Raw genomic sequence first — 23,114 nt, 5'->3', positions numbered from 1 at the left:
TCACATGTCGTAGTGGATCACCGTGCGGATGCTCTTGCCCTCGTGCATCAGGTCGAAGGCCTTGTTGATGTCGTCGAGGCCCATCGTGTGGGTGATGAAGGTGTCGAGGGGGATCTCGCCGCGCTGGGCCATCTCGACGTAGCGGGGCAGCTCGGAGCGGCCGCGCACGCCGCCGAAGGCGGAGCCGCGCCACACGCGCCCGGTGACGAGCTGGAAGGGGCGGGTGGAGATCTCCTCGCCGGCGCCGGCGACGCCGATGATGACCGATTCGCCCCAGCCCTTGTGACAGCACTCCAGCGCCGAGCGCATCACCTTGACGTTGCCGATGCACTCGAAGGAGTAATCGACGCCGCCGTCGGTGAGGTCGACGATGACCTCCTGGATCGGCCGGTCGTAGTCGAGGGGGTTGATGCAGTCGGTGGCGCCCAACTGGCGGGCGATCTCGAACTTGGCCGGGTTCACGTCGACGGCGACGATGCGCGAGGCCTTGGCCATCACCGCGCCGATGATCGCCGACAGGCCGATGCCGCCGAGCCCGAAGACGGCCACGGTGGCGCCGGCCTCGACCTTGGCGGTGTTGAGCACCGCGCCGATGCCGGTGGTCACGCCGCAGCCGAGCAGGCAGACTTTCTCGAGGGGGGCTTCCTTGTTGATCTTGGCCACCGAGATCTCGGGCAGCACGGTGTACTCCGAGAAGGTCGAGGTGCCCATGTAGTGGTAGATGGGCTTGCCGTCCTTGCTGAAGCGGCTGGTGCCGTCGGGCATCAGGCCCTTGCCCTGGGTGGCACGGATGGCCTGGCACAGGTTGGTCTTGCCCGACAGGCAGAACTTGCACTTGCCGCACTCCGGCGTGTAAAGGGGGATCACGTGGTCGCCGACGGCGACCGAGGTGACGCCTTCGCCCACGGCCTCGACGATGCCGCCGCCCTCATGGCCGAGGATGGCCGGGAAGATGCCTTCCGGGTCGGCGCCGGACAGGGTGTAGGCGTCGGTGTGGCAGACGCCGGTGGCGACGATGCGCACCAGCACCTCGCCGGCCTTGGGGGGGGCCACGTCGACCGTGGTAATTTCGAGGGGCTGTTTCGCCGCCCAGGCGACGGCTGCACGGGACTTGATCATGGTTCTCTCGCAAAGGGTTGAGGGAGGTAAGCTGGCAGTTTAGTGAGCGTGGGGGCGGCCGTCGACCGCCTTTGCTTCCCCGGGCGTCCCGGGGCGAAGGTGGTTGACGACGTCGCCGAGGCGCCGCCACGCGCTGCAGGAAGACCCCGTAGCTGCAGCCGTCCTGCTCGCGGGAGGCCCACACCACCACGTAGCCGCCGCCGGGCAGAGGTGAGACGCTTGGCGCATATCGGTGTCGGGCGTGCAGGCGTTGACGCGTTCTTCGCCCTAAACGGAGCTCAGGACGGCACTTCTTCGGACGGATTGGGATCGTGACGCAGGCGTGGCGTGGGTCTTGAAGCGGGTAGTCAGCAATTTTGGTGCCTGTGAGAAAAAGTGCCGACAATGCTGGGGTGGCGTCCGTTATCGAAAGTTGTGTGTAAAAAAGCGACAAACGGGTGTCGGTGTTTTTCCCGGTCCGCGCCTGGATATCAGAAAAATCCATGTGCCAGGTGTTTTGTCGTGGTGACCTTCATGGCTGAGGAGGCGCTGATCGTGCGGATGGGGCGTTTTTGCGAGGGCATTCCCGGGCTGCGGCGCTGGGGGATGTGTGCCGGCCAGCTGGTGCTGGCCTGTCTGTGCTGGGGGCTGACCGGCGCGGTCGGTGCCCAGGACGAGGGGCTGGCGTGGTTTGTCGACGGGCGCCCGGGCGGTGTGGCCCGGCAGGCGGTGACCCTTCTCCTCGGGGCCGCGGCCGATGGCCTGGCGCCCGGCGATTACGGGGCCGACGGGCTGGAGCGTCGGCTCGCCGCGGCGGAGGCCGGGGCCCTCGATGCCGACGGCCGGCAGGCCCTGGATGGCGCCCTGAGCCGGGCGATGGAGCGTTATCTGGCCGACCTGCATGCCGGTCGGGCCGACGTGAGCGAGCGACAGGCCCGTCAGCGCGTGGAGCGCGACAACGGCTTCGTGGCGGCGGAGGTGCTGCGGGCGGCGCTGGCGGACGGGGATCTGGCCGCCGCGGTGAGCCTGGCCACGCCGGCCCAGGTGGATTACCCCGGCCTGCGGCGGGCCCTCGGGCAGTACCGGGAGCTGGCCGACGACCCTCTGCGCGGAGGGTTGTGGGACACGCCGCTGCCGCCCTTGCCGGGGCGCAAGCTGGAGCCCGGCCGGGCCTGGGCCGGCGTCGGCGATCTGGCCCGGCGCCTGGTGGCCCTGGGCGACCTGCCGGCGACGGCCCGCCTCGCCAGCCGCTACGAGGGTGAGCTGGTGGCGGGGGTGCGCGCCTTCCAGGCCCGCCACGGCCTGGTCGCCGACGGGGTGATCGGCCGGGAGACGCTGGCCCGGCTCGAGGTGTCGCCGGCGCAGCGGGTGCGCCAGATCGTGCTCGGCCTGGAACGCCTGCGGTGGACGCCGCGGCTCCGCGGGCCGCGGACGATCGTCGTGAATGTGCCGGAGTTCATGCTGCGCGGCTATGCGCTGCACGACGGCGTGGCGGAGCCGCGGCTGCAGATGCGGGTGATCGTCGGCAAGGCGCTGGACACCCGGACGCCGCTGATCGCCGAGGACATGCGCTTCATCGAGTTCAGCCCCTACTGGAACGTGCCGCCCTCGATCGCCCAGGCCGAGCTGGTGCCAAAGCTGCGGCGCAGCCCCGGCTACTTTGCGAGCCAGGGCTTCGAGTTCGTCGACGGCGAGGGGCGCGCCCACACGGCCCTGACGCCGGAGAGCCTCGACGCGGTGCTGCGCGGCCGGATGCGCATCCGCCAGCGCCCGGGGCCGGCCAACGCGCTGGGCGACATCAAGTTCGTGTTTCCCAATGACGAGGCCATCTATCTGCACCACACGCCCTCGACGGGGCTGTTCGCCCGGCCGCGGCGGGATTTCAGCCACGGCTGCATCCGTGTCGAGGCGCCCGTCGCGCTGGCAGAGTTCGTGCTGGAGGGGATGCCCGGCTGGGACGAGATCCGCATCCGCGAGGCGATGGAGCGGGGCAGCTCCAGCACCCTGCGCCTGCGCGAGCCGCTGCGGGTGGTGATCGCCTACAACACGGTGGTGGTGGCGCCGGACGGGCGGGTGATGTTCTACCCGGACATCTACGGCCATGACGCCTCCCTCGACGAGGCCCTGCGCGGGGCGCCCCGCCCGGGGCTGCAATAGCCTCAGCGGCCGAAGGGCAGCATCCGGCGCAGGGTGGAATCCCGGTCGATGAGGTGGTGCTTGAGGGCGCCGGCCACGTGCAGGCCGACCAGCAGGAGCAGCGCGAAATTGAGGGCTTCGTGGGTTTCCTTGAGCAGGTCGCCCAGCTCCGGGTTCTTGCCGACCAGGTCGGGCAGCGGCAGCACGCCGAAATAGACCGTCTGGAAACCCTTCGCGGAGCTCATCAGCCAGCCCGACAGGGGCACCAGCACCATCAGCAGGTAGAGCAGGTGGTGGGTGCCTTCGGCAACCTTGTGCTGCCAGGCGGGCATCGGCAGCGGGGCCGGCGGGCGGTGGGTGACGCGCCACAGGATGCGCGGCACGAAGAGCAGCAAAACGGTGACACCTATCCACTTGTGGTACGCGTAGAGCTTGAGCTTCTCGGGCGACAGCGGCAGCTCGTGCATGTAAACGCCCAGCGGCCAGGCGGCGATGATCAGGAGGGCGATGATCCAGTGGGCCGCGATCGCGGGGCCGGTGTAGCGTTGGGGTGGAGTGTTCATGATTGTGCGGGCGTGAAGGGGGCGGGGCTGGCGTCCTGCCATAAATAGGCATCCATGGCGAGGCCGCTGTAGGTGTATTCGGGGGCCAGGCGCAGGGGCTTTTCGCCGGGCTCGGCGGCGCCCAGGGCGGCAAACAGGGGCAGCAGGTGCTCCTCGGTGGGGTGGGCGCCGGCCCCGTGGGGGGCGACGCGGCGGTAGTCGATGAGGGCCGGGCGGTCGTCCCGGGCGAGGGCCTTGCCCAGCCAGTCGGCGAAGGCCACCGCCTGGGGCACCGGCTGCCCGTCGAGCCCCCAGCTGAGCCAGTTGAAGTTGTGGGTGACGGCGCCGGAGGCGAGGATCAGCACGCCTTCGTCCCGCAGCGGGCGCAGCGCTGCGCCCAGGCGGCGATGCCAGTCGGGACCGGCGAAGGGCTGGATCGCCAGCTGCACGACGGGGATGTCGGCCGCCGGGTACATGGCCTTCAGCGGAATCCACGCGCCGTGGTCGAGGCCGCGGTCGGGCGTTTCGGCGCAGGGCAGGCCGGCGGTGCCGAGCAGCTCGCGCACCCGGCCGGCGAGGGCCGGGGCGCCGGGGGCCGGGTAGGCCATCTCATACAGGGCCGGCGGAAAGCCGCCGAAGTCGTGGATGGTGTCGGGGGTGCCGGTGGTGCTCACGGTGGGCGCCCGCGCGGCCCAGTGGGCGGAGACGACGAGGATCGCCCGCGGGCGCGGCAGTGCGGCGCCCAGGTTTTCCCACAGCCGCACGGTGGCGGCGGGCTTGAGCAGCACGTCGGGGGCGCCGTGGGAGACGAAGAGGACAGGGTGGCGGTTCATGGAGGGGCTCCTGGAGGCAGGGGTGCCTTGGTCACGGGATGGACTTTAGCCCCTGGATTGGAGCAAAAAAAGCCCTGGTGAGGGGCTTCTTTGTTGCTGGTTTTGCAACGGTGCGACGCGGCCGCAGGGGCGGCGGGGTTCAGGCGGCCAGGCCGGGGAGCAGGGTGGCCAGATAGGCCAGGCCGACCAGCACGGCCACCAAGCTGGCGACCAGCACGGCGCCGGCCGCCACGTCCTTGACCACGCCGATTTCCGGATGCTGGCCCGGGTGGAGGTGGTCGGCCAGGGTTTCGATGGCGGTGTTGAGCATCTCGGCCACCAGCACCAGCCCCGCCGCGAGGCCCACCAGGGCCCACCACAGGGGAGGCGCGCCGGTGGCCGCCAGAAACACGAACACCGCCACCAGGGCAAACCCGTGGGTGCGCATGCTGCGTTCGCGCCGGAAGGCCGCGAGGATGCCGGCGCGGGCGTAGCCGAAACGGTGCGTGAAGCCTTGTCCCTTCATGCCGGCAATGTACGCCAGGCGCGGCCTGCCCGCCAGCGGGCCGCCCCCCGGCGCCGGGGGCAGGGCTAGGAGGTCAGGGGCAGATGTAGAGGCTTTCCTTCATCTCTTCCATGACCACGTAGCTGCGGCAGTCGGCGGTCGCCGGCAGCAGGGCATGGAGGCGGCACAGCAGCTCGTTGTACTCGCTCATGGCGCCCAGGCGGGCCTTGAGGAGGTAGTCGAAATCACCCGCCACCAGGTGGCATTCCATGATGTCGGTGAGCTCGTGGAAGGTGTCGCGCACCCGGTGCAGGATCTCCCGCGACTTGGCGGCGAGGCGGACCTCGATGAAGACCAGGATGCTCTGGCCCAGGCTGTGGGGGTTCACCCGGGCGTGGTAGCCGGAGATGATCCCGTCCCGCTCCAGCCGGCGGACGCGCTCGGTGCATGGGGTTGCGGAGAGGCCGACCTGGGCGGCGAGGTCGGTCATCGTGATGCGGCCGTCCTGTTGCAGGATTTCAAGGATTTGCCGGTCTACAGCATCGAGGATTCGCATGGCGGTCTTTCTAGTTGCGGTTGTTGTTCTGTTGTTGTCGTCACTACACGGACCGGGACGCGTTGAGCGCAGACGCCACAACGCCGGAGGGCGGCAAGACCGCTCCGGCGGGTGGGGTTCAAATGAAGCCTGCTTCGTCAGGGACGGCGCGGCGCGGGGCGCTCGTCGCCTGGCGCCGGCATGGGCCGGCGGGGCGTCTGGTTGTCGAGGCGGTTCTTGAACTCATCGGCCTTCTTGCGCTGGTCCGGGGTCAGGGTCTGGTAGATCTGGTCGAGGCTGGCTGCGCGCATCTGGACCATGGCTGCCATCGCCTGGGCGCTGGTTTCGCTCAGGGTGCGCACTCGCGCTTCGTCATATTTATCCGAGAACACGAGGGTCTGCAATTCGTAGTGTGCCTTGCTGGCCTCCTTGGCCTTCTCGCGCAGCGCAGGGGCGAGATCGTGCATGATCTTGAAGATCTTGTCATGCTGCGCGTCACTCAGATTGAGTTCCCGCAGGACGGGGGGCGGATGCATCCGGCTGCCAAAGGGGCTCATGTCACCCGCAAGCATCGCGCCGGCGGGGTGGTGGCCGCAGCGGCCGCCGCCAAAGTCGCCGCCCGGGCCGTGGGCGATGGCCGGCGCCGTGGCGGCGATGCTGCCGGCGGCGAGCAGGCCGACGATAATGATTGTCCGGATTTTCATGGGTTTCTCCTTGATCTGGGTTGTCTCGGGTCAGGGGCCGGTGGGTTCTGGCCTTGCTGATGGCCGAAGCATCTCCGATCGAGGGGTTAAGGGCCGTTGGCGCTGCGTAAAACGGCGTAAAGGTGTCGTGTCGGCGGGGGCCCGGCCCGTATCATCGGCCCATTGGGGTCGGTCGGGGGCGCGATGAACAAAGTTTTGCTGGTGGACGACGACGTCGAGCTGGCGGTCATGCTGCAGGAGTACATCGGGAGCGAGGGCTTCCTGGTGGAGGTTCGCCACGATGGCGAGGCGGGCGTCGCGGCGGCGCTGTCGGGGCAGTACGCCATTGTCGTGCTCGACGTGATGATGCCGCGCCTCAACGGCATCGAGGCCCTGCGCCGCATCCGTGCCCACAGCCAGGTGCCGGTGCTGATGTTGACCGCCCGGGGCGACGACGTGGATCGCATCGTCGGCCTCGAACTGGGCGCCGACGACTACGTGCCCAAGCCGTGCACCCCGCGCGAGCTGGTGGCCCGGCTGCGGGCGATCCTGCGCCGCAGCGGCGAGCCCGCCGGCGCCGAGGCCGCCAACGGCCCGGTGAGCGTCGGCGCGCTGGTGATGTGGCCGCAGATGCGCCGCGCCCAGTGGCAGGGGCAGCCGCTGGCGCTGACCAGCACCGAGTTCAACCTGCTCGAGCTCCTCGCCCGCAACGCTGGCCGGGTGGTCGGCAAGCCGGAGCTCTCCGAGCAGGGGCTGGGGCGGCCGCTGGCCCGCTTCGACCGCAGCATCGACGTGCATCTGTCGAGCATCCGCCACAAGCTGGGCGCGCGCCCGGACGGGCGCTCGTGGATCGAGACGGTGCGCGGGCAGGGCTACCTGATGGTGCGCGAGTGAGGGCGGGGCGAGGGAGATCGGAGCGATGAGGCTGGGGCGGCTGTTCTGGAAGTTCTTCTTCGCCTTCTGGCTGGCGCTGCTCCTGGCCGGCGCGACAGTCGGCAGCGCCGTGTGGTGGCACCAGCAGGGCGAGCGCAGCCGTATCGAGGCCGAGCGGGATTCGGCGCTGGCGGGCGGGCCGCGGGCGGCGATGGCGGTCTCGGCCGCCGCCGCGGTGCTCGGCCATGGCGGCGTGGCGGCGCTGCGGGCCTGGCTCGCCGACTGGCCGCGGGAGCGCCTGCCGTTGCTCTACGTGGTTGACGGGGCCGGCCGTGAGCTGCTCGGCCGCGAGGTGTCGGCGGCGGTCGTCGCCGATGCGCGCCAGCGGGCCCGCTCCGCCGAGCCGCGCCGCCCGGCCCGCGAGGTGGCCACGGCGGACGGGCAGGCCTACCTGCTGTTCATTCCGGCCGATGCGGTGGGGCGCGATGGGCGCGGCTTCGGCCCGCGCCACCCGCCGGAGCCGCCGGGCCTGTGGGTGCCGGTGACGGCGGGGCTGGTGGCGAGCGTGGTCTTCAGCGCCCTGCTGGCCTGGTACCTGTCCAAACCGATCCGCCACCTGCGCTGGGCCTTCGGGGCGGTGGCCGAGGGCAAGCTGGAAACCCGCGTCCGCCCGCTGATGGGCGCCCGCCGCGACGAGATCGCCGACCTGGGGGGTGATTTCGACCGCATGGCCCAGCAGCTGCAGAAGCTCATCGGCGCCCAGCGGCGTCTGCTCCACGACGTCTCCCACGAGCTGCGCTCGCCGCTGGCCCGCCTGCAGGCGGCGATCGGCCTGATGCGCCAGGACCCGTCGCGCCTCGAGGCCAGCATCGAGCGCATCGAGCGTGAGACCGGCCGGGTGGACGAGCTCGTCGGCCAGCTGCTCACCCTGGCCCGCCTGGAGGCCGGCAGCCGCGACCTGCACGAGGAGCCGGTGGACCTGATGGAGCTGGCCGTGGCTATCGCCGACGATGCCGGCTTCGAGGCCGAGAGCCTGGGCCGCCGCCTGCATTTCGACGGCCAGGGCGAGGCCCGCGCCCTGGTGCGGGTCGAGCAGATCCAGCGGGCCTTCGACAACGTGATCCGCAACGCGCTCAAGTTCACGCCCGACGGCGGCGATGTGGAGGTGCAGGCCACGACGGGCGAGGGCGGCTTCAGGCTGCGGGTGGACGACCGTGGCCCCGGGGTGGCCGAGGCCGACCTGGAGGCGATCTTCGAGCCCTTCCTCCGGGGCGGCAACGGCCACGCCAGCGGCGGTTTCGGGCTCGGGCTGGCCATCGCCCGGCGGGCGGTGGAGGCCCACGGCGGGCACATCCGCGCGATCAATCGGGCCGGTGGCGGGCTCCGCGTCGAGATTTTTTTGCCTCTGCCCCCTGCTGCAGTGCGAAAGGGATGGCCCGCCGGGCCGGCAAGCTGTTAGAATGCGCGCCGTGGCGGGTCTCCCCGCATTGCAGCGCGGTGAACCTGGTCAGGGCCGGAAGGCAGCAGCCACAGCCGTTCCCTGCAAGTGCCGGGGGTCAGGCTCGCCACCCTCATTCGCAAATGGGCGCCCATCGTGGCGCCCATTTCATTTTGTGCGCGGCAGCCGGAGGCGATTGCTGCCGGGCGCGTCTCGGCCGGCGCCGGCCTGAGCCTGATAGAATCCCGCCATGGCTTATCAAGTACTTGCCCGCAAGTGGCGCCCGCGCAGCTTCGAGACACTCGTCGGGCAGGAGCACGTGGTGCGTGCCCTGACCCACGCCCTGTCCACCGGCCGCCTGCACCACGCCTATTTGTTCACCGGCACCCGCGGGGTCGGCAAGACCACCATCTCGCGCATCCTCGCCAAGGCCCTCAACTGCGAGACCGGCGTCACCCCGACGCCGTGCAACCAGTGCGCCGCGTGCACCGCGATCGACGCCGACCGCTTTCCCGACTACGTCGAGATGGACGCCGCCTCCAACCGCGGCGTGGACGACATGGCCGCGCTGCTCGACCAGGCGGTGTACGCGCCGGTGCAGGGCCGCTACAAGGTCTACATGATCGACGAAGTGCACATGCTCACCGGGCACGCCTTCAACGCCATGCTGAAGACCCTCGAGGAGCCGCCCGAGCACGTCAAGTTCATCATTGCCACCACCGACCCGCAGAAAATCCCGGTCACCGTGCTGTCGCGCTGCCTGCAGTTCAACCTCAAGCAGATGCCGCCGGGGCACATCGTCGGCCACCTCACCCGCCTGCTGGAGGCCGAGGCGGTGCCCTTCGAGCCGGGCGCCCTGCGCCACATCGCCAAGGCCGCCAGCGGTTCGATGCGCGATTCGCTATCGCTGCTCGACCAGGCCATCGCCCACGGCGCCGGCAAGGTCGAGGAGCAGGCCGTCCAGGACATGCTCGGCACCGTTGGCGACGACCACCTGTATGCGGTGCTCGACGCCCTGCGCGCCAACGACGTGCAGGCCCTGATGGGCGCCGTCGATGGCATGGAGGCGCGCAGCCTGTCCTTCGAGTCGGCGCTGCAGGCCCTGGCCAGCCTGCTGCACCGCATCGCGCTGGCCCAGCTCGCGCCGGCAGCCATCGCCGACGAGTTCGAGGCCGCGCGGCTGGCGCCCTACGTCGAGGCCTTCGACGCCGAGTTCCTGCAACTGGCCTACCAGATCGCCATCCACGGTCGCGACGAGCTGCCCCTGGCTCCCGACGAGGCCACCGGTTTCTCGATGACGCTGCTGCGCCTGTTCGCCTTCCGCCCGACCCAGCCGGCCGCCCTCGGCGGCGTACTGGCCGGTGGGGGTGGCGATGGCCAGGCCCGGCCGCTGCCGGCCGCGGCGCCGGCCAGCCCGCGCCCGGCTGCGACGCCGCCGGTGTCGCCCGCGCCTGCCGCTTCTGCAGCGCTTGCCCCCCGTCCGGCGCCGGCTGTTGTGCCGCCTGCCCCGGTGGAGGGCGCCCCGGCCGTGCGGCCTGCGCCCGTCGCCGAGCCCAAGACAGAACCCGCCGCACCTCCGCGCCCCGCCGTCGTCGAGCCGCCGGCCGCACCGGCACCCGCGCCCGCCGCCAGTCCGGCCCCAGTGGCGCCGCCGGCGCCGGTCAGGGCCGAGCCCGACTACGGCAGCAGCGTGCCGCCCTGGGAAGACCTGCCGCCGGAGGCCCATGAGGGGCTGCACCCGCCGGCGGGCCGCGCCCCGGAGCCACCGCCGGCGCCCGCCCCGGCTGCGCCCGAGCGAGCGTCCATGGCCCGGAGCGTTCCGCTCCCCGAGGCCGCCGCGCCGGCCCCTGAAGCGCCCGCCGCCGAGGTGCCCGCCACCGCGCCGGATGCCGGCGAGCCACTGCCTGCCACCCTGGACTGGCATGCCCTGCAGGAGCAGATCGGCCTCGGTGGCCTCAACCTGCAGCTCGCCCAGCATTGCGAGCTCGCCGTTGTCGAAGGCCGGCTGATCAAGCTGCGCCTCGCCAGCGACCAGCGCCACCTGCTGCAGATCAACCGCAGCGGCCCCGACAGGCTCCAGGAGGCCCTCTCGGCCCATTTCGGGGCTCCGGTGCGGGTGGCCATCGAAGTGGGCGAGATCGCCACCGTCACCCCGGCCCAGCGCAACCAGGCCGAAAAGGCCGAGCGCCACGCGGCGGCGGTCGTCGCCCTCGAGCAGGACCCCTTCGTGCGCGAGCTCATCTCGCGCTTCGACGCGACCCTCGAGATCGCGTCGGTCAAACCCCTCTGATTTCGTTTGCCTCTCACCCAACCCATCCGGAGAACAGCACCATGATGAAAGGCGGCATCGCCGGCCTGATGAAACAGGCCCAGCAAATGCAGGACAACATGAAGAAGATGCAGGACAGCCTCGGCAGCATCGAGGTCGAAGGCCAGTCCGGCGCCGGCATGGTCAAGGTCACCATGACCTGCAAGTACGACGTGCGCCGCATCGCCATCGACCCGTCGGTGATGGACGACAAGGAAATGCTCGAAGACCTGGTCGCCGCCGCCGTGAACGACGCCGTGCGCCGCGTCGAGTCCACCACCCAGGAAAAGATGGCCGGCTTCACCGCCGGGCTCAACCTGCCCCCCGGCTTCAAGATGCCCTTCTGACCGGCCGGCGGTTGCCTCGCGTGAGCACCCCCTCCAGCCTCGACGTCCTCATCGAGGCCCTGCGCTGCCTGCCGGGCGTCGGGCCCAAGTCGGCCCAGCGCATGGCCTTCCACCTGCTGCAGCGGGACCAGAAGGGGGCCGCGCGGCTGGCCACGGCCCTCGGCCATGCCCTCGAGGTGCTGCGCCACTGCGCGCGCTGCAACACCCTCTGCGAAGAGGAGATCTGCGCCCGCTGCGCCAATCCCCAGCGGGACGCGACCCAGCTGTGCGTCGTCGAAATGCCCTCCGACCTGGCGATGCTCGAAGGCACCCACAGCTACCATGGCCTGTATTACGTGCTGATGGGCCGCCTGTCGCCCCTCGACGGCATCGGCCCGCGGGAGCTCGGGCTCGAGAAGTTCCTCCACCGGGCCTGCGACGGGGTGGTCCAGGAGGTCATCCTCGCCACCAACTTCACCAACGAGGGCGAAGCCACTGCCCACATGATCTCCGAGCTCCTCAAGAGCCGCGGCATCCGGGTGAGCCGCATCGCCCGCGGCATCCCGGTGGGCGGCGAGCTCGAGCACACCGACTCGGGTACCATCGCCCAGGCGCTGGTGGAGCGCCGCTCCCTCTGAACACGGGCCTTACCCCATGAACACACCTGCCAAGCCCCTCGCCGGCGTCAAGGTGCTCGAACTCGGCACGCTGATCGCCGGCCCCTTCTGCACGCGCATCCTGGCCGAGTTCGGCGCGGAGGTGATCAAGGTCGAGTCGCCCGACGGCGGCGACCCCCTGCGCCAGTGGCGCAAGCTCCACGCCGGCACGTCCCTGTGGTGGTCGGTGCAGGCCCGCAACAAGAAGTCGATCACCGCCAATCTCAAGCACCCCGAGGGCCTCGCCGTGGTGCGCCGCCTCGCCCAGCAGGCCGACATCGTCGTCGAGAACTTCCGCCCCGGCGTGCTCGACAAGCTGGGCCTCGGCTGGGACGCGCTGTCGGCGGCCAATCCGGGCCTGGTGATGGTGCGCCTGTCGGGCTTTGGCCAGACCGGGCCCTACCGGGAGCGGCCGGGTTTCGGCGCGATCGGCGAGTCGATGGGCGGGCTGCGCTACATCACCGGCTTTCCCGACCGGCCGCCGGTGCGCACCGGCATCTCGATCGGCGACTCCATCGCGGCCCTGTGGGCGGCCATCGGCGCGCTGATGGCCCTGCGCCACCGGGAGGTGAACGGCGGGGCCGGGCAGGTGGTGGACGTGGCCCTCTACGAGGCCGTCTTCGCGATGATGGAGAGCATGGTGCCGGAGTTCGACGTGGCCGGCTTCGTGCGCGAGCGCACCGGCAACGTGATGCCCGGCATCACCCCGTCCAACACCCACACCACCCGCGACGGCCGCCACATCATCATCGGCGGCAACGGCGACGCGATCTTCCGGCGCCTGATGCAGGCCATCGGCCGCCCCGACCTGGCCGACGACCCCCAGCTCGCCAGTAACGCCGGCCGCGATGCCCGCGCCGCCGAGCTGTATGCGGCCATCGACGCCTGGGTCGCGGCCCGCGACGGCGACGCGGTGCTGGCCACGATGGAGGCGGCCGAGGTGCCGGCCAGCGCGATCTACTCGGTGGCCGACATGTTCCGCGACGCCCAGTTTGCCGCCCGCGGCATGTTCGAGGCGGCGACCCTGCCCGACGGCACGCCGATGCACATCCCGGGCATCGTCCCGAAGCTCGAGGGTACGCCGGGCCGCACCGAATGGCTGGGGCCGAAGCTCGGCGAGCACACCGACGAGATCCTCGCCGGCCTGGGCCTCGCCCCAGCGGAGATCGCCGCCCTGCGTGAAAAAGGCGCAATCTGAGCGCTGCGGCGGGGCGCCGCCGCCCTGTGGCGCGCTATCATGCCGTCGTCCTTTGAACCTCCGGATCCAGACCATGCCCACGATTCTCGTCACCGGCGGCGCCGGTTACATCGGCTCCCACACCTGCGTCGAACTTCTCGCCGCCGGCTATGAGGTGCTCGTCGTCGACAACTTCAGCAACAGCAAGCCCGAGGCCCTGCGCCGCGTCGAGGAGATCGCCGGCCGCAAGCTCGCTGCCTTCTACCGCGCCGACATCCGCGACAAGGCCGCGCTGCGCGAGATCTTCAAGGCTCACGCGATCGACGCGGTGATCCACTTCGCGGCCCTCAAGGCGGTCGGCGAGTCGGTGGCCAAGCCGCTCATGTACTACGACAACAACATCGCCGGCACCGTCGCGCTGGCCGAGGTGATGGCCGAGGCGGGCGTCAAGTCGCTGGTGTTCAGCTCGTCGGCCACCGTGTATGGCGACCCGGCCAGCGTGCCGATCCGCGAGGACTTCCCCACCGGCCCGACCAACCCCTACGGCCGCACCAAGTGGATGATGGAGTTCGTGCTGTCCGACCTGGCGGCGGCCGACCCGGAATGGCGGGTGGCGCTGCTGCGCTACTTCAACCCGGTCGGCGCCCACGCCAGCGGCCGCATCGGCGAAGACCCGAACGGCCTGCCCAACAACCTGATGCCCTATGTGAGCCAGGTGGCGGTGGGCCGTCTGCCCCAGCTGCGTGTCTTCGGCGGCGACTATCCGACCCCCGACGGCACCGGCGTACGCGACTACATCCACGTGGTGGACCTTGCCGTCGGCCACGTGGCGGCGGTGCGTCGTCTCACCGAACGTCCGGGCGTGCTCACGGTCAACCTCGGCACCGGCCGCGGCTACAGCGTCATCGAGGTGGTGAAGGCCTTCGAGAAGGCCAGCGGCCGCCCGGTGCCCTACGAGATCGTCGCCCGCCGCCCCGGTGACGTTGCCCAGTGCTACGCCGAACCCGGCCTCGCCGAGCGGGAGCTGGGCTGGCGCGCCGAGCGGGGCATCGATGAGATGTGCGCCGACGCCTGGCGCTGGCAGCGTTCCAACCCGGAGGGATACCCCGATTGAGCACCGATCTTCCCCCCAGCGACGCCCTCAACGTGCTGGGCGGCCCGCTGCTCGCCTGCAGCTACGCTCCGCTCACCGGCTGGATGCGCACCGGCTGCTGCGAGGCCGATGCGCAGGACGTGGGCCGTCACCACGTCTGCGTGAAGGTGACCGAGGCTTTCCTCGAGTTCAGCAGGCAGCGCGGCAACGACCTCTCCACCCCGCGGCCCGAATTCCGCTTCGCCGGCCTCAAGCCCGGCGATCGCTGGTGCCTGTGTGCCCTGCGCTGGCGCGAGGCCTGGGAGGAGGGCGTCGCGCCCCCCGTGGTGCTGGCCGCCACCCACATGGCCGCCCTCGAAGTGATCCCTTTCTCGGCCCTCAAGCGCCACGCCTACGAAGGCTGAAGGCCCGGATTACGCGGCGCCGCGCCCAAGGGGGATTCCCCGGGGCGGGCGCCGGGTCCTCCCAACTGAACCTGCTACCCCCTTGAGGGTGGGCGGGGCGCGCAGTGCCATGCTCGGGGGGTTGTCCCGCAGGCGAGCGTCGGGCCGTCCCAAGTGCGCCTGCGACCCCCCTGGGGGGTGGGCGGGGCACGCTGCGCCACGCCCGGGGGCTGTCCCGCAGGCGAGCGCCGGGCCGCCCCAAGCGTGCCTGCGACCCCCCTGGGGGGTGGGCGGGGCGCGCAGTGTTGGTTCCGGGGGCCGTCGCGCAGGCGAGCGCCGGGCCGCTCCCAGCTGTCCCTGGTACCCCCTGGTGGGTGGGCGGGGCGCGCAGCGCCACACCCGGGGGCCGTCACAACCCGGCCACCCACTCCATCAGCGCGTCCTGGGCGTCGCGGGCGCTCCCCGCCTTGGGGTGGTTGATCATCAGCACGACCGCATAGCGCTGTCCGCTGTGGGCCTGCACGTAACCCGCGATGCTGCGCACGCCGTCGAGGGTGCCTGTCTTCACGTGGGCGAGGCCTGCGGCGGGGCTGTCCGCGAGGCGCCGGCGGGCGGTGCCGTCGATCCCGGCGATCGGCAGGGAGGCCAGCAGCTCCGGCATCGTCGGGCTGCGCCAGGCCTCCTGCAGCAGCTGTCCGAGGCTCCGTGCGCTGATGCGGGCGTTGCGCGACAGGCCGGCGCCGTTGTCGATCACGAAACCGCGGGTGTCGATGCCACTGGCCGCCAGGCTGCGCTCGACCACCCGCCTTCCCGCGGCCACTGAGTCCTCCCCGGGCTCCTCGGTCGCGCCGAGGGTGGCCAGCAGGTGGCGGGCGATCACGTTGTTCGACCACTTGTTCATGTCGCGCAGCACTTCGGGCAAGGGCGGGGAGATCGTCTCCGCCAGTAGCCGGGCCTCCGGCGGCGCGCTGCCATCCTTGAACTGCCCGCCGATCTCGCCGCCGAGCTCCTTCCACAGGCTGCGGAACAGGCCCTCGAAGAGGCGGCCCGGCGGCAGGGGCGCCAGATTCCAGTCGAAGGCGTCGGTGCAGCTGGCGGCTATCGTGCCGCCGAGGCTGAGCGTGGTGTGGGTGCCGGTGTCGGAGGCTTCCGTCGTGAGTCGGGCGGTCGGGTCGCCGCAGGCGCCGTTGCCGTTGCGGCGGATCCGGTTCTCGATGACGAGGCCGGCCGGCTGCGGGTCGCTGAACACGCGGGCGCCGTCGGCGGTGGGCTGCACGCGCAGGCGGATCGCCCCGTAGTCCACCGACAGTGCATCGGCACCGGCGTTGTAGGGGCGCAGCGGGCGCTGGTCGAAGGCGCCCGGGTCGTGGGGGGGGAGGCGGAACAGGCTGCGGTCGGTCACCACGTCGCCGGCGATCCGCCGGATGCCCTGGGCGCGCAGGTCCCGCAGCAGCAGCCACAGGCGCTCCCGCGACAGGCGCGGATCGCCGCCGCCGCTGATGTGGAGCGGGCCGTGCAGCACGCCAGCGCGGATCTCGCCGGGGGTCATGACGCGGGTCTTCCAGGTGAAGGCGGGGCCGAGGCGGGCCAGCGCCACCTGGGCCGTGACCAGTTTCATCACCGAGGCCGGGTTCATGGGCTCGTCGATGCGGTGGCTGAGCAGCGGCGTTCCGCCGTCCACCTTGTTGACCCAGACGGTGACGGCGTCGTCGGGGATGCTGGCCCGGGCGAGGCTGGCTGTGAGCGGGGGCGGGAGCGTGTCGGCTCGGATGGCGGGCGTGAGCAGCACGAGGGCGAACAGTGCGGCGGTGAGGCGTAGGGGGAGGGCGGGCATGGCGGATGCAAGGAGACGATCGCCGGCAGGGGGCTGCCGAAGCGGGCCTGCGGATTTAAACATCCTTTGTGCTGCGGCGCGACTGCCAAAATCTCCAGTCCTGGCGCGGGTTTGCGCGGCGAAGCTTTTTTTGGGTGTGGCTTTTCGGTATACTTGCAAGGTTTTCCGTATTGCGATCTTCGAAGACTCTTTTATTGAGGTTAGTGGGCCATGAGCGTGGATCAAAAAGTGGATGGGAGTCGGCGCCAGCTGTTGCTGGTGACGTCGGCTGCGGGGGGCGTGGCCGCTGCGGCCGCCGCCGTTCCGTTCGTCGCGAGCCTGACGCCGTCCGAGCGTGCCAAGGCAGCCGGCGCGCCGGTTGAAGTGGATATCAGCAAACTTGCACCGGGCCAGATGATGACGGTCGAATGGCGCGGCAAGCCGGTGTGGATCATCAACCGCACCAAGGAAATGCTGGAGTCCCTGAAAAAGACCGACAGTGAGGTCAGTGACCCCAATTCCGACAAGCCGATGCAGCCGGAGTACGCCAAGAACGAAACCCGCTCCATCAAGCCGGAAATCCTGGTGGCGGTCGGTATCTGTACCCATCTGGGCTGCTCCCCGTCGGACAAGTTCAAGACCGGTGCCGAGAGCGGTGTGTCCGCCGACTGGCCGGGCGGCTTCCTGTGCCCCTGCCACGGCTCCACCTTCGACATGGCAGGCCGTGTCTACAAGAGCAAGCCGGCGCCTGACAACCTCGAGATCCCGCCGCACAAGTACCTGAGCGACGCCAAGATCCTGATCGGCGAAGACGGAAAGGCCTAAACGATGAGCAAGAATTCCCAATCGGTTATCGACTGGATCGACGCGCGCTTCCCGCTGACGTCGTCCATCAAGGGCCACCTGACCGAGTACTACGCCCCCAAGAACTTCAACTTCTGGTACTTCTTCGGCTCGCTGGCGCTGCTGGTGCTGGTGATCCAGATCGTCACCGGCATCTTTCTGGTGATGCACTACAAGCCGGATGCCTCCCTCAACGCCTCCGGCGTGCCGGTGGCCTTCGCCTCCGTCGAGTACATCATGCGCGACGTGCCGGGCGGCTGGCTGATCCGCTACATGCACTCCACCGGCGCCTCGGCGTTCTTCATCGTGGTGTATCTGCACATGTTCCGCGGCCTGCTCTACGGTTCCTACCGCAAGCCCCGCGAGCTCATCTGGATCTTCGGCACGTTGATCTTCCTGGCGCTGATGGCCGAGGCCTTCATGGGCTACCTGCTGCCTTGGGGGCAGATGTCGTTCTGGGGCGCCCAGGTGATCGTCAACCTGTTCTCCGCGATTCCCGTGATCGGTCCCGACCTCTCGGTCGTGATCCGCGGTGACTTCGTGGTGTCCGACGCCACCCTCAACCGCTTCTTCTCCTTCCACGTCATCGCCGTGCCGCTGATCCTCATCGGCCTGGTTGCCGCCCACATCGTCGCCCTGCACGAAGTCGGCTCCAACAACCCGGACGGTGTCGAGATCAAGAAGAAGAAGGACGCCCAGGGCCGTCCGCTCGACGGCATCCCCTTCCACCCCTACTACACCGTCAAGGACATCGTGGGCGTGGTTGGCTTCCTGATCGTCTTCTCGTTCATCGTGTTCTTCGCCCCCGAAGGCGGCGGCTACTTCCTGGAGTTCAACAACTTCATCCCGGCCGACCCGCTCAAGACCCCGCCGCACATCGCGCCGGTCTGGTACTTCACGCCGTTCTACTCGATCCTGCGTGCCGTCACCTACCCGCTGTTCGGCATCGACGCGAAGTTCTGGGGTGTCGTGGCCATGGGCGCCGCAGTGGTGATCATCGCCTTCCTGCCCTGGCTCGACCGCAGCCCGGTCAAGTCGATCCGCTACAAGGGCGGTCTGTACAAGGCCATCCTGACGGTCTTCATCATTTCCTTCTTCATCCTCGGCTACCTCGGCGTGCTGCCGCCCACCCCGGGCCGCACCCTGGTGTCGCAAATCTGTTCGGTGATCTATTTCGCGTTCTTCCTGCTGATGCCGGTGTACTCGAAGATGGACAAGACCAAACCCGTTCCGGAAAGGGTCAGCTGAAAATGAAAATCCGCGGAATCAGTCTCGTGAAAAAGCTTCTGGCTACGGCACTCTTCGCACCGCTGCTCGCCGTGGCGAGCGGCCCCGAGCTGCACCTCGACAAGGCTCCGGTGTCCACCGACCCGGCGGCCCTGGCCAATGGCGCCAAGCTGTTCGTCAATTACTGTCTGAACTGCCATGGCGCCAGCTACATGCGCTACAACCGGCTGCAGCAGATCGGTCTGTCCGAGCAGATGATCAAGGACAACCTGATGTTCACCGCCGAGAAGATCGGCGAGCCGATGCGCATCGCAATGCAGCGTGACGAAGCCAAGGCCTGGTTCGGTGCCGCGCCTCCGGATCTCACCGTGATCGCCCGTTCCCGCGCTTCCGAGTTCGGCAGCGGCGCCGACTGGCTGTACACCTACCTGCGCAGCTTCTATCGCGACAGCGAGCGTCCGACCGGCTGGAACAACGTGATCTTCGAGAACGTCGGCATGCCGCACGTCCTCTACGAGCTGCAGGGTGAGCAGGTCGCCAAGGTCACCGAAGCCGACGACGGTCACGGTGGCAAGGTCAAGACCATCTCCCTCGAGCAGGGCAAGCCCGGCAAGATGTCCAAGGAAGAGTACGACAAGGCCACCGCCGACCTCGTCTCCTACCTGGTCTGGATGGGTGAGCCGATGGCCGACACCCGCAAGACCATCGGCACGGTCGTGCTGGCTTTCCTGGGTCTCCTCTTCGTTCTTTCCTATCTTCTGAAGAAGAACTACTGGAAAGACGTTCATTAATCGGCCTGGTTCTGCCGATGCAGTCTCTTGCCGCAACTGAGCAAGACGCACCACGCGCCCGGCGCGTGGTGCGTGATTCAGAGTATCCTTGGGGTAACACAACGATGATGAATTTGTATTCCGGAACGACAGATCCTTTCAGTCACCGGTGTCGTATCGTGCTCTTCGAAAAGGGCATGGATTTCCAGGTGATTGATGTCGATCTCTTCAACAAGCCGGAAGACATCGCTGTCATCAACCCGTACAACCGGGTTCCCGTGCTGGTTGACCGTGATCTGGTGCTCTACGAGTCCAACATCATCAACGAGTACATCGACGAGCGTTTCCCGCATCCCCAGCTGATGCCGCCCGACCCGATCATGCGCGCCCGCGCGCGTCAGCTGCTGCACACCTTCGAGCTCGAGCTCTTCTCCCACATCGAAGCCCTCGAGAAGAATCCGAAGGGTGCCGACAAGGAGCGCGCCCACGTGCGCGACCAGCTGACCCAGCTGGCCCCCATGTTCGCCAAGCAGAAGTTCCTGCTCGGCGACGAGTTCTCGATGCTCGACGTCGCCATTGCGCCGCTGCTGTGGCGCCTCGATCACTACGGCATCGAGCTGCCGCGGTCCGCCGCGCCGCTGATGAAGTACGCCGAACGCATTTTCAGCCGCCAGGGCTTCATCGATGCGATGACCCCCTCCGAAAAGGTGATGCGGCGCTGAGCCATCGCCGGGGCCGTTGATCCTGCGGCCCCGTGAGCGGGCCTTCGTGCCCGTCGTTTCCCCGCCCGAAGGTCCGCTCCATGAGTGAAGTCTCCACCAAGCCCTATCTGATCCGCGCCATCCACGAGTGGTGCACCGATCAGGGGCTGACGCCCTACATGTCCGTCGCTGTCGATCACCGGACCCTGGTGCCGCGCCAGTTCGTCCAGGATGGCCAGATCGTGCTCAACGTCAGTGCCGACGCGACCCAGGGGCTCGTGATGGGCAACGAACTGATCGCCTTCCAGGCGCGGTTCGGGGGCGTTGCCCAGAATATCTCCATCCCCGTCGACAACGTCGCGGCGATCTATGCCCGCGAGAACGGTCACGGCATGGCCTTCGAGGTTGGCGCCAGCGCCTTCGCGGATGACGACGCCGGAAGCGAAGCGGCGCCCGCAGCGACGTCCGCCGACGCATCCCCTTCCGAGGGCGCCGAAGCCGAGCCGACTCCGCCCAAGGGCGGGCGCAGCCATCTCAAGCTGGTCAAGTGAGCGGTTTTTCGCGTCGCCGCCCGGCGGGTTGATCTGGCGCAGGGCGCGGGGCGTGCCTGGCCAGTAGAGTCGGGCCCATACTCTGTCTGAAAGGTTCTGAACATGGCCGCCATGGAAATGACGGAAAAACTCACCCTTGGTCTTGGTCCCATGGATCAGACCCACGTGGAGTTTGTGGACGCCTACAACCGCCTGCTGGGCGTGACCGGCGCCGAGCTGCTGGCGGCGATGGACGATTTCATCGCGCACAGCGTCGAACACTTCGACCAGGAAAACCGCTGGATGGCCCAGATCGGTTTCCCAGGTTGCCACAAGGCCGAACACGACCGCGTCCTCGCCGTCTGCCGCGATGTGCGCAAGCGCATGGAGCGGGGCGACGTCGCCCTCGGGCGCCAGCTGATCCAGGAGCTGCCGCTGTGGTTCGACAACCACGTGGCCACGATGGACGCTGCCCTCGCGTCCTACATCCAGAGCATCGATTACGACACCGAGACCGGCGAGATCCGCAATCCGCCCAAGGAAGACGGCGAGGAGGGGGGCTCCTGCTGCACCCCGCCGGCGGCTGCCACGCCGGCCGAATCCCAGCCCGCCTGAGCCTTCCCGGCTCCGCATCAGCCCCGGAGTGTCCCGGTGAGCCTCTTCGATCAACTGGCTGAAGAGCGTATCCGGGTCGCCCTCGAAAAGGGCGAACTCTCCAACCTGCCCGGCGAAGGCAGACCGCTCCAACTCGACGACGATGCACTGGTGCCGGCAGAGGTGCGCATGAGCAACCGCATCCTGCGCAACGCCGGTTATGTGCCGCCGGCGATCCTCGAATTGCGTGAGCTGCGGGCCTTGTGCGAAGCCCTTGCCTCTGGAAGCGAAGATTCCGACCCAGAGGCCACGCTTCGCCGCATGACCAAGCTGCTGCTGCGGGTCGAGGCGGCGGGCCTGTCCCACGTCTCGACGGCGATCATGGCGCGCCTGTCCGCCCGGGCTTCCCCGCAGGAAATCCTGCCGAGGGCGTGAGGGCAGGTGTGCCCGCCGCTTTGCTCCGCGCCGGGCGCCGCCCAGGCTTCCGCCCCGAAACCCCGCTCGCGTACCGCCGTGGCTGTCGGGACGGCTTCCTAATCCCCTTTCATCCCTGGCTGGCGTGCATCCGGATGGCCGGTCCCGTGGCTGCCGCGGAGAACGAGGCGCTGGATGTGGCGGCCATCCAGCCGGCGCCTTTGCCGGCGAGAGATGGAGTTGGCGGTTTTCGTGTCCGGGTGTTTTCCGGCGGCGACCGTCCGCGCCCTCATCCGTCGTGGAGGCTCAGCGGGCTTTCAGGAAGGGGAAGACCGGCTCCGGCTGGCGGCCGGTCACGATATCCGCGATGGCCCGCCCGGCGCCGCAGGCGAGGGTCCAGCCCAGGGTGCCGTGGCCGGTGTTGAGGTAGAGCCGGTCGATGCCGCCAGGCCCGATCAGCGGCACGTTGCTCGGCGTGGCCGGGCGCAGCCCGCACCAGTGCTCGACCTGGCTCAGGTCGGCGGCCCCTGGAAAACGTTCTTCCAGCCAGCGCACCAGGGCGGCGCTGCGTCCGGGGTTGGGGCTCAGGTCGAAGCCGTTGAGTTCGGCGGTGCCGGCGACGCGCAGGTGTTGTCCGAGCCGGGAGCACACCACCCGCCGGGATTCATCGGTGAGGCTGATCTTCGGGGCGCGTTCGGGGTCGAGGACCGGCACGGTGATCGAATACCCCTTGACCGGATAGATCGGCAGCCGGAGCCCCAGCGGGCGGACGAGGCCCGGGCTGTAGCTGCCAGCCGTCAGCACGATCGCGTCGGCGCCGATCACCCCCCGGCGGTCGGCGTTGTCCACGATGCGGGCGCCGGCGAGGCGGCCGTGGATGAGGTCGAAACTGCTCACCCGGGTGCCGAACACGAAGCGCACCCCGGCGTCCGCCGCCAGGGTCGCCAGCCCCCGGCAGAACAGGTGGGCGTTGCCGCTCTCGTCGTCCAGGCCATGCAGGGCGCCGGCGAGGCGGTGGCCGAGGGGCGCGAGGGCGGGTTCGAGTGCGATCGCCTCGTCGCGGCCCAGGATGCGGCCGTGGATGCCGAGCGCCTCGAGCTCGTGCAGCCGGCGGGGCAGATCGGCCGCCTCGCTGGATTTCTCGAAGAGGTGCAGGATGCCGGCGTCGCGGGCTTCATAACGCAGGCCCGTCTGTGCCCGCAGGGCGCGGAGCTCGCGCCGGCTATATACCGCCAGGCTGGCGATCGCCGCCGTGTTGCGCGCGGCGCGGCGCGGCAGGCATTCCCGCAGGAAGGACAGGCCCCAGCGCCACTGGGCGGCGTCGGCCCGCAGGCGGAACAGCAGGGGCGCGTCCTCGCGGCCCAGCCAGCGCAGGATGGTGCCGGGTGCCGACGGGTTGGACCAGGGCTCCGGATGGCTCACCGAGATCTGCCCGCCGTTGGCGAAGCTCGTCTCGAGCGCCGGGCCGGGCTGCCGCTCGATCACGGTGACCTTGCAGCCGGCCTGGGCGAGATACCACGCACTTGTGATGCCGGCGAGGCCGGCACCGATCACCAGAACTTCCATGATGCCTTGCGAAACCTACTCAGGGTGGAGCGACAGCGGAGCGCCGCGATGCGAGGTGCGCAATCATAAACGACGGCGACCGGCGATCCGG

The 23,114-nt window shown here is 69.5% G+C and carries 24 protein-coding genes and 1 other RNA gene; 17 read left to right on the top strand and 8 right to left on the bottom strand.

Annotated features, from left to right (window positions below; translation table 11 throughout):
* Positions 1-1,119, bottom strand: coding sequence for an S-(hydroxymethyl)glutathione dehydrogenase/class III alcohol dehydrogenase (locus ACE3OU_RS03160; RefSeq protein WP_374240081.1), 1,119 nt, complete (start codon positions 1,117-1,119; stop codon positions 1-3).
* A 513-nt stretch (positions 1,120-1,632) separates the two neighbouring features.
* On the opposite strand from ACE3OU_RS03160, the gene ACE3OU_RS03155 reads away from it, so the two are divergent.
* Positions 1,633-3,255 (top strand): murein L,D-transpeptidase, encoded by a 1,623-nt coding sequence (locus ACE3OU_RS03155; protein WP_374240095.1) that lies wholly within the window; start codon positions 1,633-1,635, stop codon positions 3,253-3,255.
* A gap of 2 nt (positions 3,256-3,257) precedes the next feature.
* On the opposite strand, the gene ACE3OU_RS03150 is transcribed toward ACE3OU_RS03155, so the two are convergent.
* From ACE3OU_RS03150 to ACE3OU_RS03130, 5 genes are all read right to left on the bottom strand, one after another.
* Entirely contained in the window at positions 3,258-3,797 is a 540-nt protein-coding gene (locus ACE3OU_RS03150) for a cytochrome b (protein WP_374240080.1), read from the bottom strand.
* Positions 3,794-4,609: a dioxygenase gene (locus ACE3OU_RS03145; RefSeq protein WP_374240079.1), complete on the bottom strand. Its 816-nt coding sequence runs from the start codon at positions 4,607-4,609 to the stop codon at positions 3,794-3,796. Before ACE3OU_RS03145 ends, ACE3OU_RS03150 begins: the two co-directional genes overlap by 4 nt.
* Positions 4,610-4,748: 139 nt before the next feature.
* Positions 4,749-5,114 carry a diacylglycerol kinase gene (locus ACE3OU_RS03140; RefSeq protein WP_374240077.1) on the bottom strand — a complete coding sequence of 122 codons (366 nt, stop codon included), beginning with the start codon at positions 5,112-5,114 and terminating at the stop codon, positions 4,749-4,751.
* Positions 5,115-5,187: 73 nt separating this feature from the next.
* The gene (locus tag ACE3OU_RS03135) at positions 5,188-5,649 is read right to left on the bottom strand and encodes a winged helix-turn-helix transcriptional regulator (RefSeq protein ID WP_374240076.1); all 462 of its coding nucleotides are present in this window, start codon (positions 5,647-5,649) and stop codon (positions 5,188-5,190) included.
* Positions 5,650-5,786: 137 nt separating this feature from the next.
* Complete coding sequence (locus ACE3OU_RS03130) at positions 5,787-6,332, bottom strand: Spy/CpxP family protein refolding chaperone (RefSeq protein WP_374240075.1); 546 nt, start codon at positions 6,330-6,332, stop codon at positions 5,787-5,789.
* A gap of 183 nt (positions 6,333-6,515) precedes the next feature.
* On the opposite strand from ACE3OU_RS03130, the gene ACE3OU_RS03125 reads away from it, so the two are divergent.
* The 9 genes from ACE3OU_RS03125 (at position 6,516) to ACE3OU_RS03085 (ending at position 14,586) form a co-directional block, all read left to right on the top strand.
* Positions 6,516-7,205 carry a response regulator gene (locus ACE3OU_RS03125; RefSeq protein WP_374240074.1) on the top strand — a complete coding sequence of 230 codons (690 nt, stop codon included), beginning with the start codon at positions 6,516-6,518 and terminating at the stop codon, positions 7,203-7,205.
* 25 nt (positions 7,206-7,230) lie between these two features.
* Positions 7,231-8,643: an ATP-binding protein gene (locus ACE3OU_RS03120; RefSeq protein WP_374240073.1), complete on the top strand. Its 1,413-nt coding sequence runs from the start codon at positions 7,231-7,233 to the stop codon at positions 8,641-8,643.
* A gap of 12 nt (positions 8,644-8,655) precedes the next feature.
* An RNA gene (gene ffs, locus ACE3OU_RS03115) (signal recognition particle sRNA small type) lies at positions 8,656-8,754 on the top strand.
* A gap of 118 nt (positions 8,755-8,872) precedes the next feature.
* On the top strand, positions 8,873-10,912 hold the full coding sequence (dnaX, locus tag ACE3OU_RS03110; RefSeq protein WP_374240072.1) for a DNA polymerase III subunit gamma/tau: 2,040 nt from the start codon (positions 8,873-8,875) through the stop codon (positions 10,910-10,912).
* 41 nt (positions 10,913-10,953) lie between these two features.
* Positions 10,954-11,277, top strand: coding sequence for a YbaB/EbfC family nucleoid-associated protein (locus ACE3OU_RS03105; RefSeq protein ID WP_374240071.1), 324 nt, complete (start codon positions 10,954-10,956; stop codon positions 11,275-11,277).
* A 20-nt stretch (positions 11,278-11,297) separates the two neighbouring features.
* On the top strand, positions 11,298-11,894 hold the full coding sequence (recR, locus tag ACE3OU_RS03100; protein ID WP_374240070.1) for a recombination mediator RecR: 597 nt from the start codon (positions 11,298-11,300) through the stop codon (positions 11,892-11,894).
* A gap of 16 nt (positions 11,895-11,910) precedes the next feature.
* A complete protein-coding gene (locus ACE3OU_RS03095) occupies positions 11,911-13,110 on the top strand; it encodes a CaiB/BaiF CoA transferase family protein (RefSeq protein ID WP_374240069.1) in 1,200 nt (399 codons plus the stop codon).
* A gap of 73 nt (positions 13,111-13,183) precedes the next feature.
* Positions 13,184-14,203 carry a UDP-glucose 4-epimerase GalE gene (gene galE, locus ACE3OU_RS03090; RefSeq protein ID WP_374240068.1) on the top strand — a complete coding sequence of 340 codons (1,020 nt, stop codon included), beginning with the start codon at positions 13,184-13,186 and terminating at the stop codon, positions 14,201-14,203.
* Complete coding sequence (locus ACE3OU_RS03085) at positions 14,200-14,586, top strand: DUF2237 family protein (RefSeq protein WP_374240067.1); 387 nt, start codon at positions 14,200-14,202, stop codon at positions 14,584-14,586. The genes galE and ACE3OU_RS03085 overlap by 4 nt, the downstream gene beginning before the upstream one ends.
* 388 nt (positions 14,587-14,974) lie before the next feature.
* Here ACE3OU_RS03085 and dacB read toward each other — a convergent pair whose 3' ends face one another.
* Positions 14,975-16,399: a D-alanyl-D-alanine carboxypeptidase/D-alanyl-D-alanine-endopeptidase gene (dacB, locus tag ACE3OU_RS03080; protein WP_374240066.1), complete on the bottom strand. Its 1,425-nt coding sequence runs from the start codon at positions 16,397-16,399 to the stop codon at positions 14,975-14,977.
* 210 nt (positions 16,400-16,609) lie between these two features.
* Here dacB and petA point away from each other — a divergent pair, with 210 nt between their 5' ends.
* The 7 genes from petA (at position 16,610) to ACE3OU_RS03045 (ending at position 21,478) form a co-directional block, all read left to right on the top strand.
* Positions 16,610-17,203: a ubiquinol-cytochrome c reductase iron-sulfur subunit gene (gene petA, locus ACE3OU_RS03075; RefSeq protein WP_374240064.1), complete on the top strand. Its 594-nt coding sequence runs from the start codon at positions 16,610-16,612 to the stop codon at positions 17,201-17,203.
* 3 nt (positions 17,204-17,206) lie between these two features.
* Positions 17,207-18,469, top strand: coding sequence for a cytochrome bc complex cytochrome b subunit (locus ACE3OU_RS03070; protein ID WP_374240063.1), 1,263 nt, complete (start codon positions 17,207-17,209; stop codon positions 18,467-18,469).
* 2 nt (positions 18,470-18,471) lie between these two features.
* The gene (locus ACE3OU_RS03065) at positions 18,472-19,239 is read left to right on the top strand and encodes a cytochrome c1 (RefSeq protein ID WP_374240062.1); all 768 of its coding nucleotides are present in this window, start codon (positions 18,472-18,474) and stop codon (positions 19,237-19,239) included.
* A gap of 104 nt (positions 19,240-19,343) precedes the next feature.
* The gene (locus tag ACE3OU_RS03060) at positions 19,344-19,940 is read left to right on the top strand and encodes a glutathione S-transferase N-terminal domain-containing protein (protein WP_374240061.1); all 597 of its coding nucleotides are present in this window, start codon (positions 19,344-19,346) and stop codon (positions 19,938-19,940) included.
* 80 nt (positions 19,941-20,020) lie between these two features.
* Positions 20,021-20,470, top strand: a complete 450-nt coding sequence (locus ACE3OU_RS03055) for a ClpXP protease specificity-enhancing factor (RefSeq protein ID WP_374240060.1) — start codon at positions 20,021-20,023, stop codon at positions 20,468-20,470.
* Between the two features lie 102 nt (positions 20,471-20,572).
* The gene (locus ACE3OU_RS03050) at positions 20,573-21,064 is read left to right on the top strand and encodes a hemerythrin domain-containing protein (RefSeq protein WP_374240059.1); all 492 of its coding nucleotides are present in this window, start codon (positions 20,573-20,575) and stop codon (positions 21,062-21,064) included.
* 36 nt (positions 21,065-21,100) lie between these two features.
* Positions 21,101-21,478 carry a DnaJ family domain-containing protein gene (locus ACE3OU_RS03045; RefSeq protein WP_374240058.1) on the top strand — a complete coding sequence of 126 codons (378 nt, stop codon included), beginning with the start codon at positions 21,101-21,103 and terminating at the stop codon, positions 21,476-21,478.
* 285 nt (positions 21,479-21,763) lie between these two features.
* Here the strand turns inward: ACE3OU_RS03045 and ACE3OU_RS03040 are convergent, their stop codons facing one another.
* Entirely contained in the window at positions 21,764-23,023 is a 1,260-nt protein-coding gene (locus ACE3OU_RS03040) for a D-amino acid dehydrogenase (RefSeq protein WP_374240057.1), read from the bottom strand.
* Between the last annotated feature and the right edge of the window lie 91 nt (positions 23,024-23,114).

The organism is Zoogloea sp., assembly GCF_041908905.1.
Taxonomy (GTDB): Bacteria; Pseudomonadota; Gammaproteobacteria; order Burkholderiales; family Rhodocyclaceae; genus Zoogloea.
The sequence above is the reverse complement of the archived record's forward strand: the minus strand, read 5'-3'. Positions and strand labels throughout refer to the sequence as shown.

Excerpts from the sequence above, each read along its gene's own strand:
- ACE3OU_RS03160 (WP_374240081.1), bottom strand. The coding sequence starts at position 1,119 with ATGATCAAGTCCCGTGCAGCCGTCGCCTGGGCGGCGAAACAGCCCCTC.
- ACE3OU_RS03155 (WP_374240095.1), top strand. The coding sequence starts at position 1,633 with ATGGCTGAGGAGGCGCTGATCGTGCGGATGGGGCGTTTTTGCGAGGGC.
- ACE3OU_RS03150 (WP_374240080.1), bottom strand. The coding sequence starts at position 3,797 with ATGAACACTCCACCCCAACGCTACACCGGCCCCGCGATCGCGGCCCAC.
- ACE3OU_RS03145 (WP_374240079.1), bottom strand. The coding sequence starts at position 4,609 with ATGAACCGCCACCCTGTCCTCTTCGTCTCCCACGGCGCCCCCGACGTG.
- ACE3OU_RS03140 (WP_374240077.1), bottom strand. The coding sequence starts at position 5,114 with ATGAAGGGACAAGGCTTCACGCACCGTTTCGGCTACGCCCGCGCCGGC.
- ACE3OU_RS03135 (WP_374240076.1), bottom strand. The coding sequence starts at position 5,649 with ATGCGAATCCTCGATGCTGTAGACCGGCAAATCCTTGAAATCCTGCAA.
- ACE3OU_RS03130 (WP_374240075.1), bottom strand. The coding sequence starts at position 6,332 with ATGAAAATCCGGACAATCATTATCGTCGGCCTGCTCGCCGCCGGCAGC.
- ACE3OU_RS03125 (WP_374240074.1), top strand. The coding sequence starts at position 6,516 with ATGAACAAAGTTTTGCTGGTGGACGACGACGTCGAGCTGGCGGTCATG.
- ACE3OU_RS03120 (WP_374240073.1), top strand. The coding sequence starts at position 7,231 with ATGAGGCTGGGGCGGCTGTTCTGGAAGTTCTTCTTCGCCTTCTGGCTG.
- dnaX (WP_374240072.1), top strand. The coding sequence starts at position 8,873 with ATGGCTTATCAAGTACTTGCCCGCAAGTGGCGCCCGCGCAGCTTCGAG.
- ACE3OU_RS03105 (WP_374240071.1), top strand. The coding sequence starts at position 10,954 with ATGATGAAAGGCGGCATCGCCGGCCTGATGAAACAGGCCCAGCAAATG.
- ACE3OU_RS03095 (WP_374240069.1), top strand. The coding sequence starts at position 11,911 with ATGAACACACCTGCCAAGCCCCTCGCCGGCGTCAAGGTGCTCGAACTC.
- galE (WP_374240068.1), top strand. The coding sequence starts at position 13,184 with ATGCCCACGATTCTCGTCACCGGCGGCGCCGGTTACATCGGCTCCCAC.
- dacB (WP_374240066.1), bottom strand. The coding sequence starts at position 16,399 with ATGCCCGCCCTCCCCCTACGCCTCACCGCCGCACTGTTCGCCCTCGTG.
- petA (WP_374240064.1), top strand. The coding sequence starts at position 16,610 with ATGAGCGTGGATCAAAAAGTGGATGGGAGTCGGCGCCAGCTGTTGCTG.
- ACE3OU_RS03070 (WP_374240063.1), top strand. The coding sequence starts at position 17,207 with ATGAGCAAGAATTCCCAATCGGTTATCGACTGGATCGACGCGCGCTTC.
- ACE3OU_RS03065 (WP_374240062.1), top strand. The coding sequence starts at position 18,472 with ATGAAAATCCGCGGAATCAGTCTCGTGAAAAAGCTTCTGGCTACGGCA.
- ACE3OU_RS03060 (WP_374240061.1), top strand. The coding sequence starts at position 19,344 with ATGATGAATTTGTATTCCGGAACGACAGATCCTTTCAGTCACCGGTGT.
- ACE3OU_RS03055 (WP_374240060.1), top strand. The coding sequence starts at position 20,021 with ATGAGTGAAGTCTCCACCAAGCCCTATCTGATCCGCGCCATCCACGAG.
- ACE3OU_RS03050 (WP_374240059.1), top strand. The coding sequence starts at position 20,573 with ATGGCCGCCATGGAAATGACGGAAAAACTCACCCTTGGTCTTGGTCCC.
- ACE3OU_RS03040 (WP_374240057.1), bottom strand. The coding sequence starts at position 23,023 with ATGGAAGTTCTGGTGATCGGTGCCGGCCTCGCCGGCATCACAAGTGCG.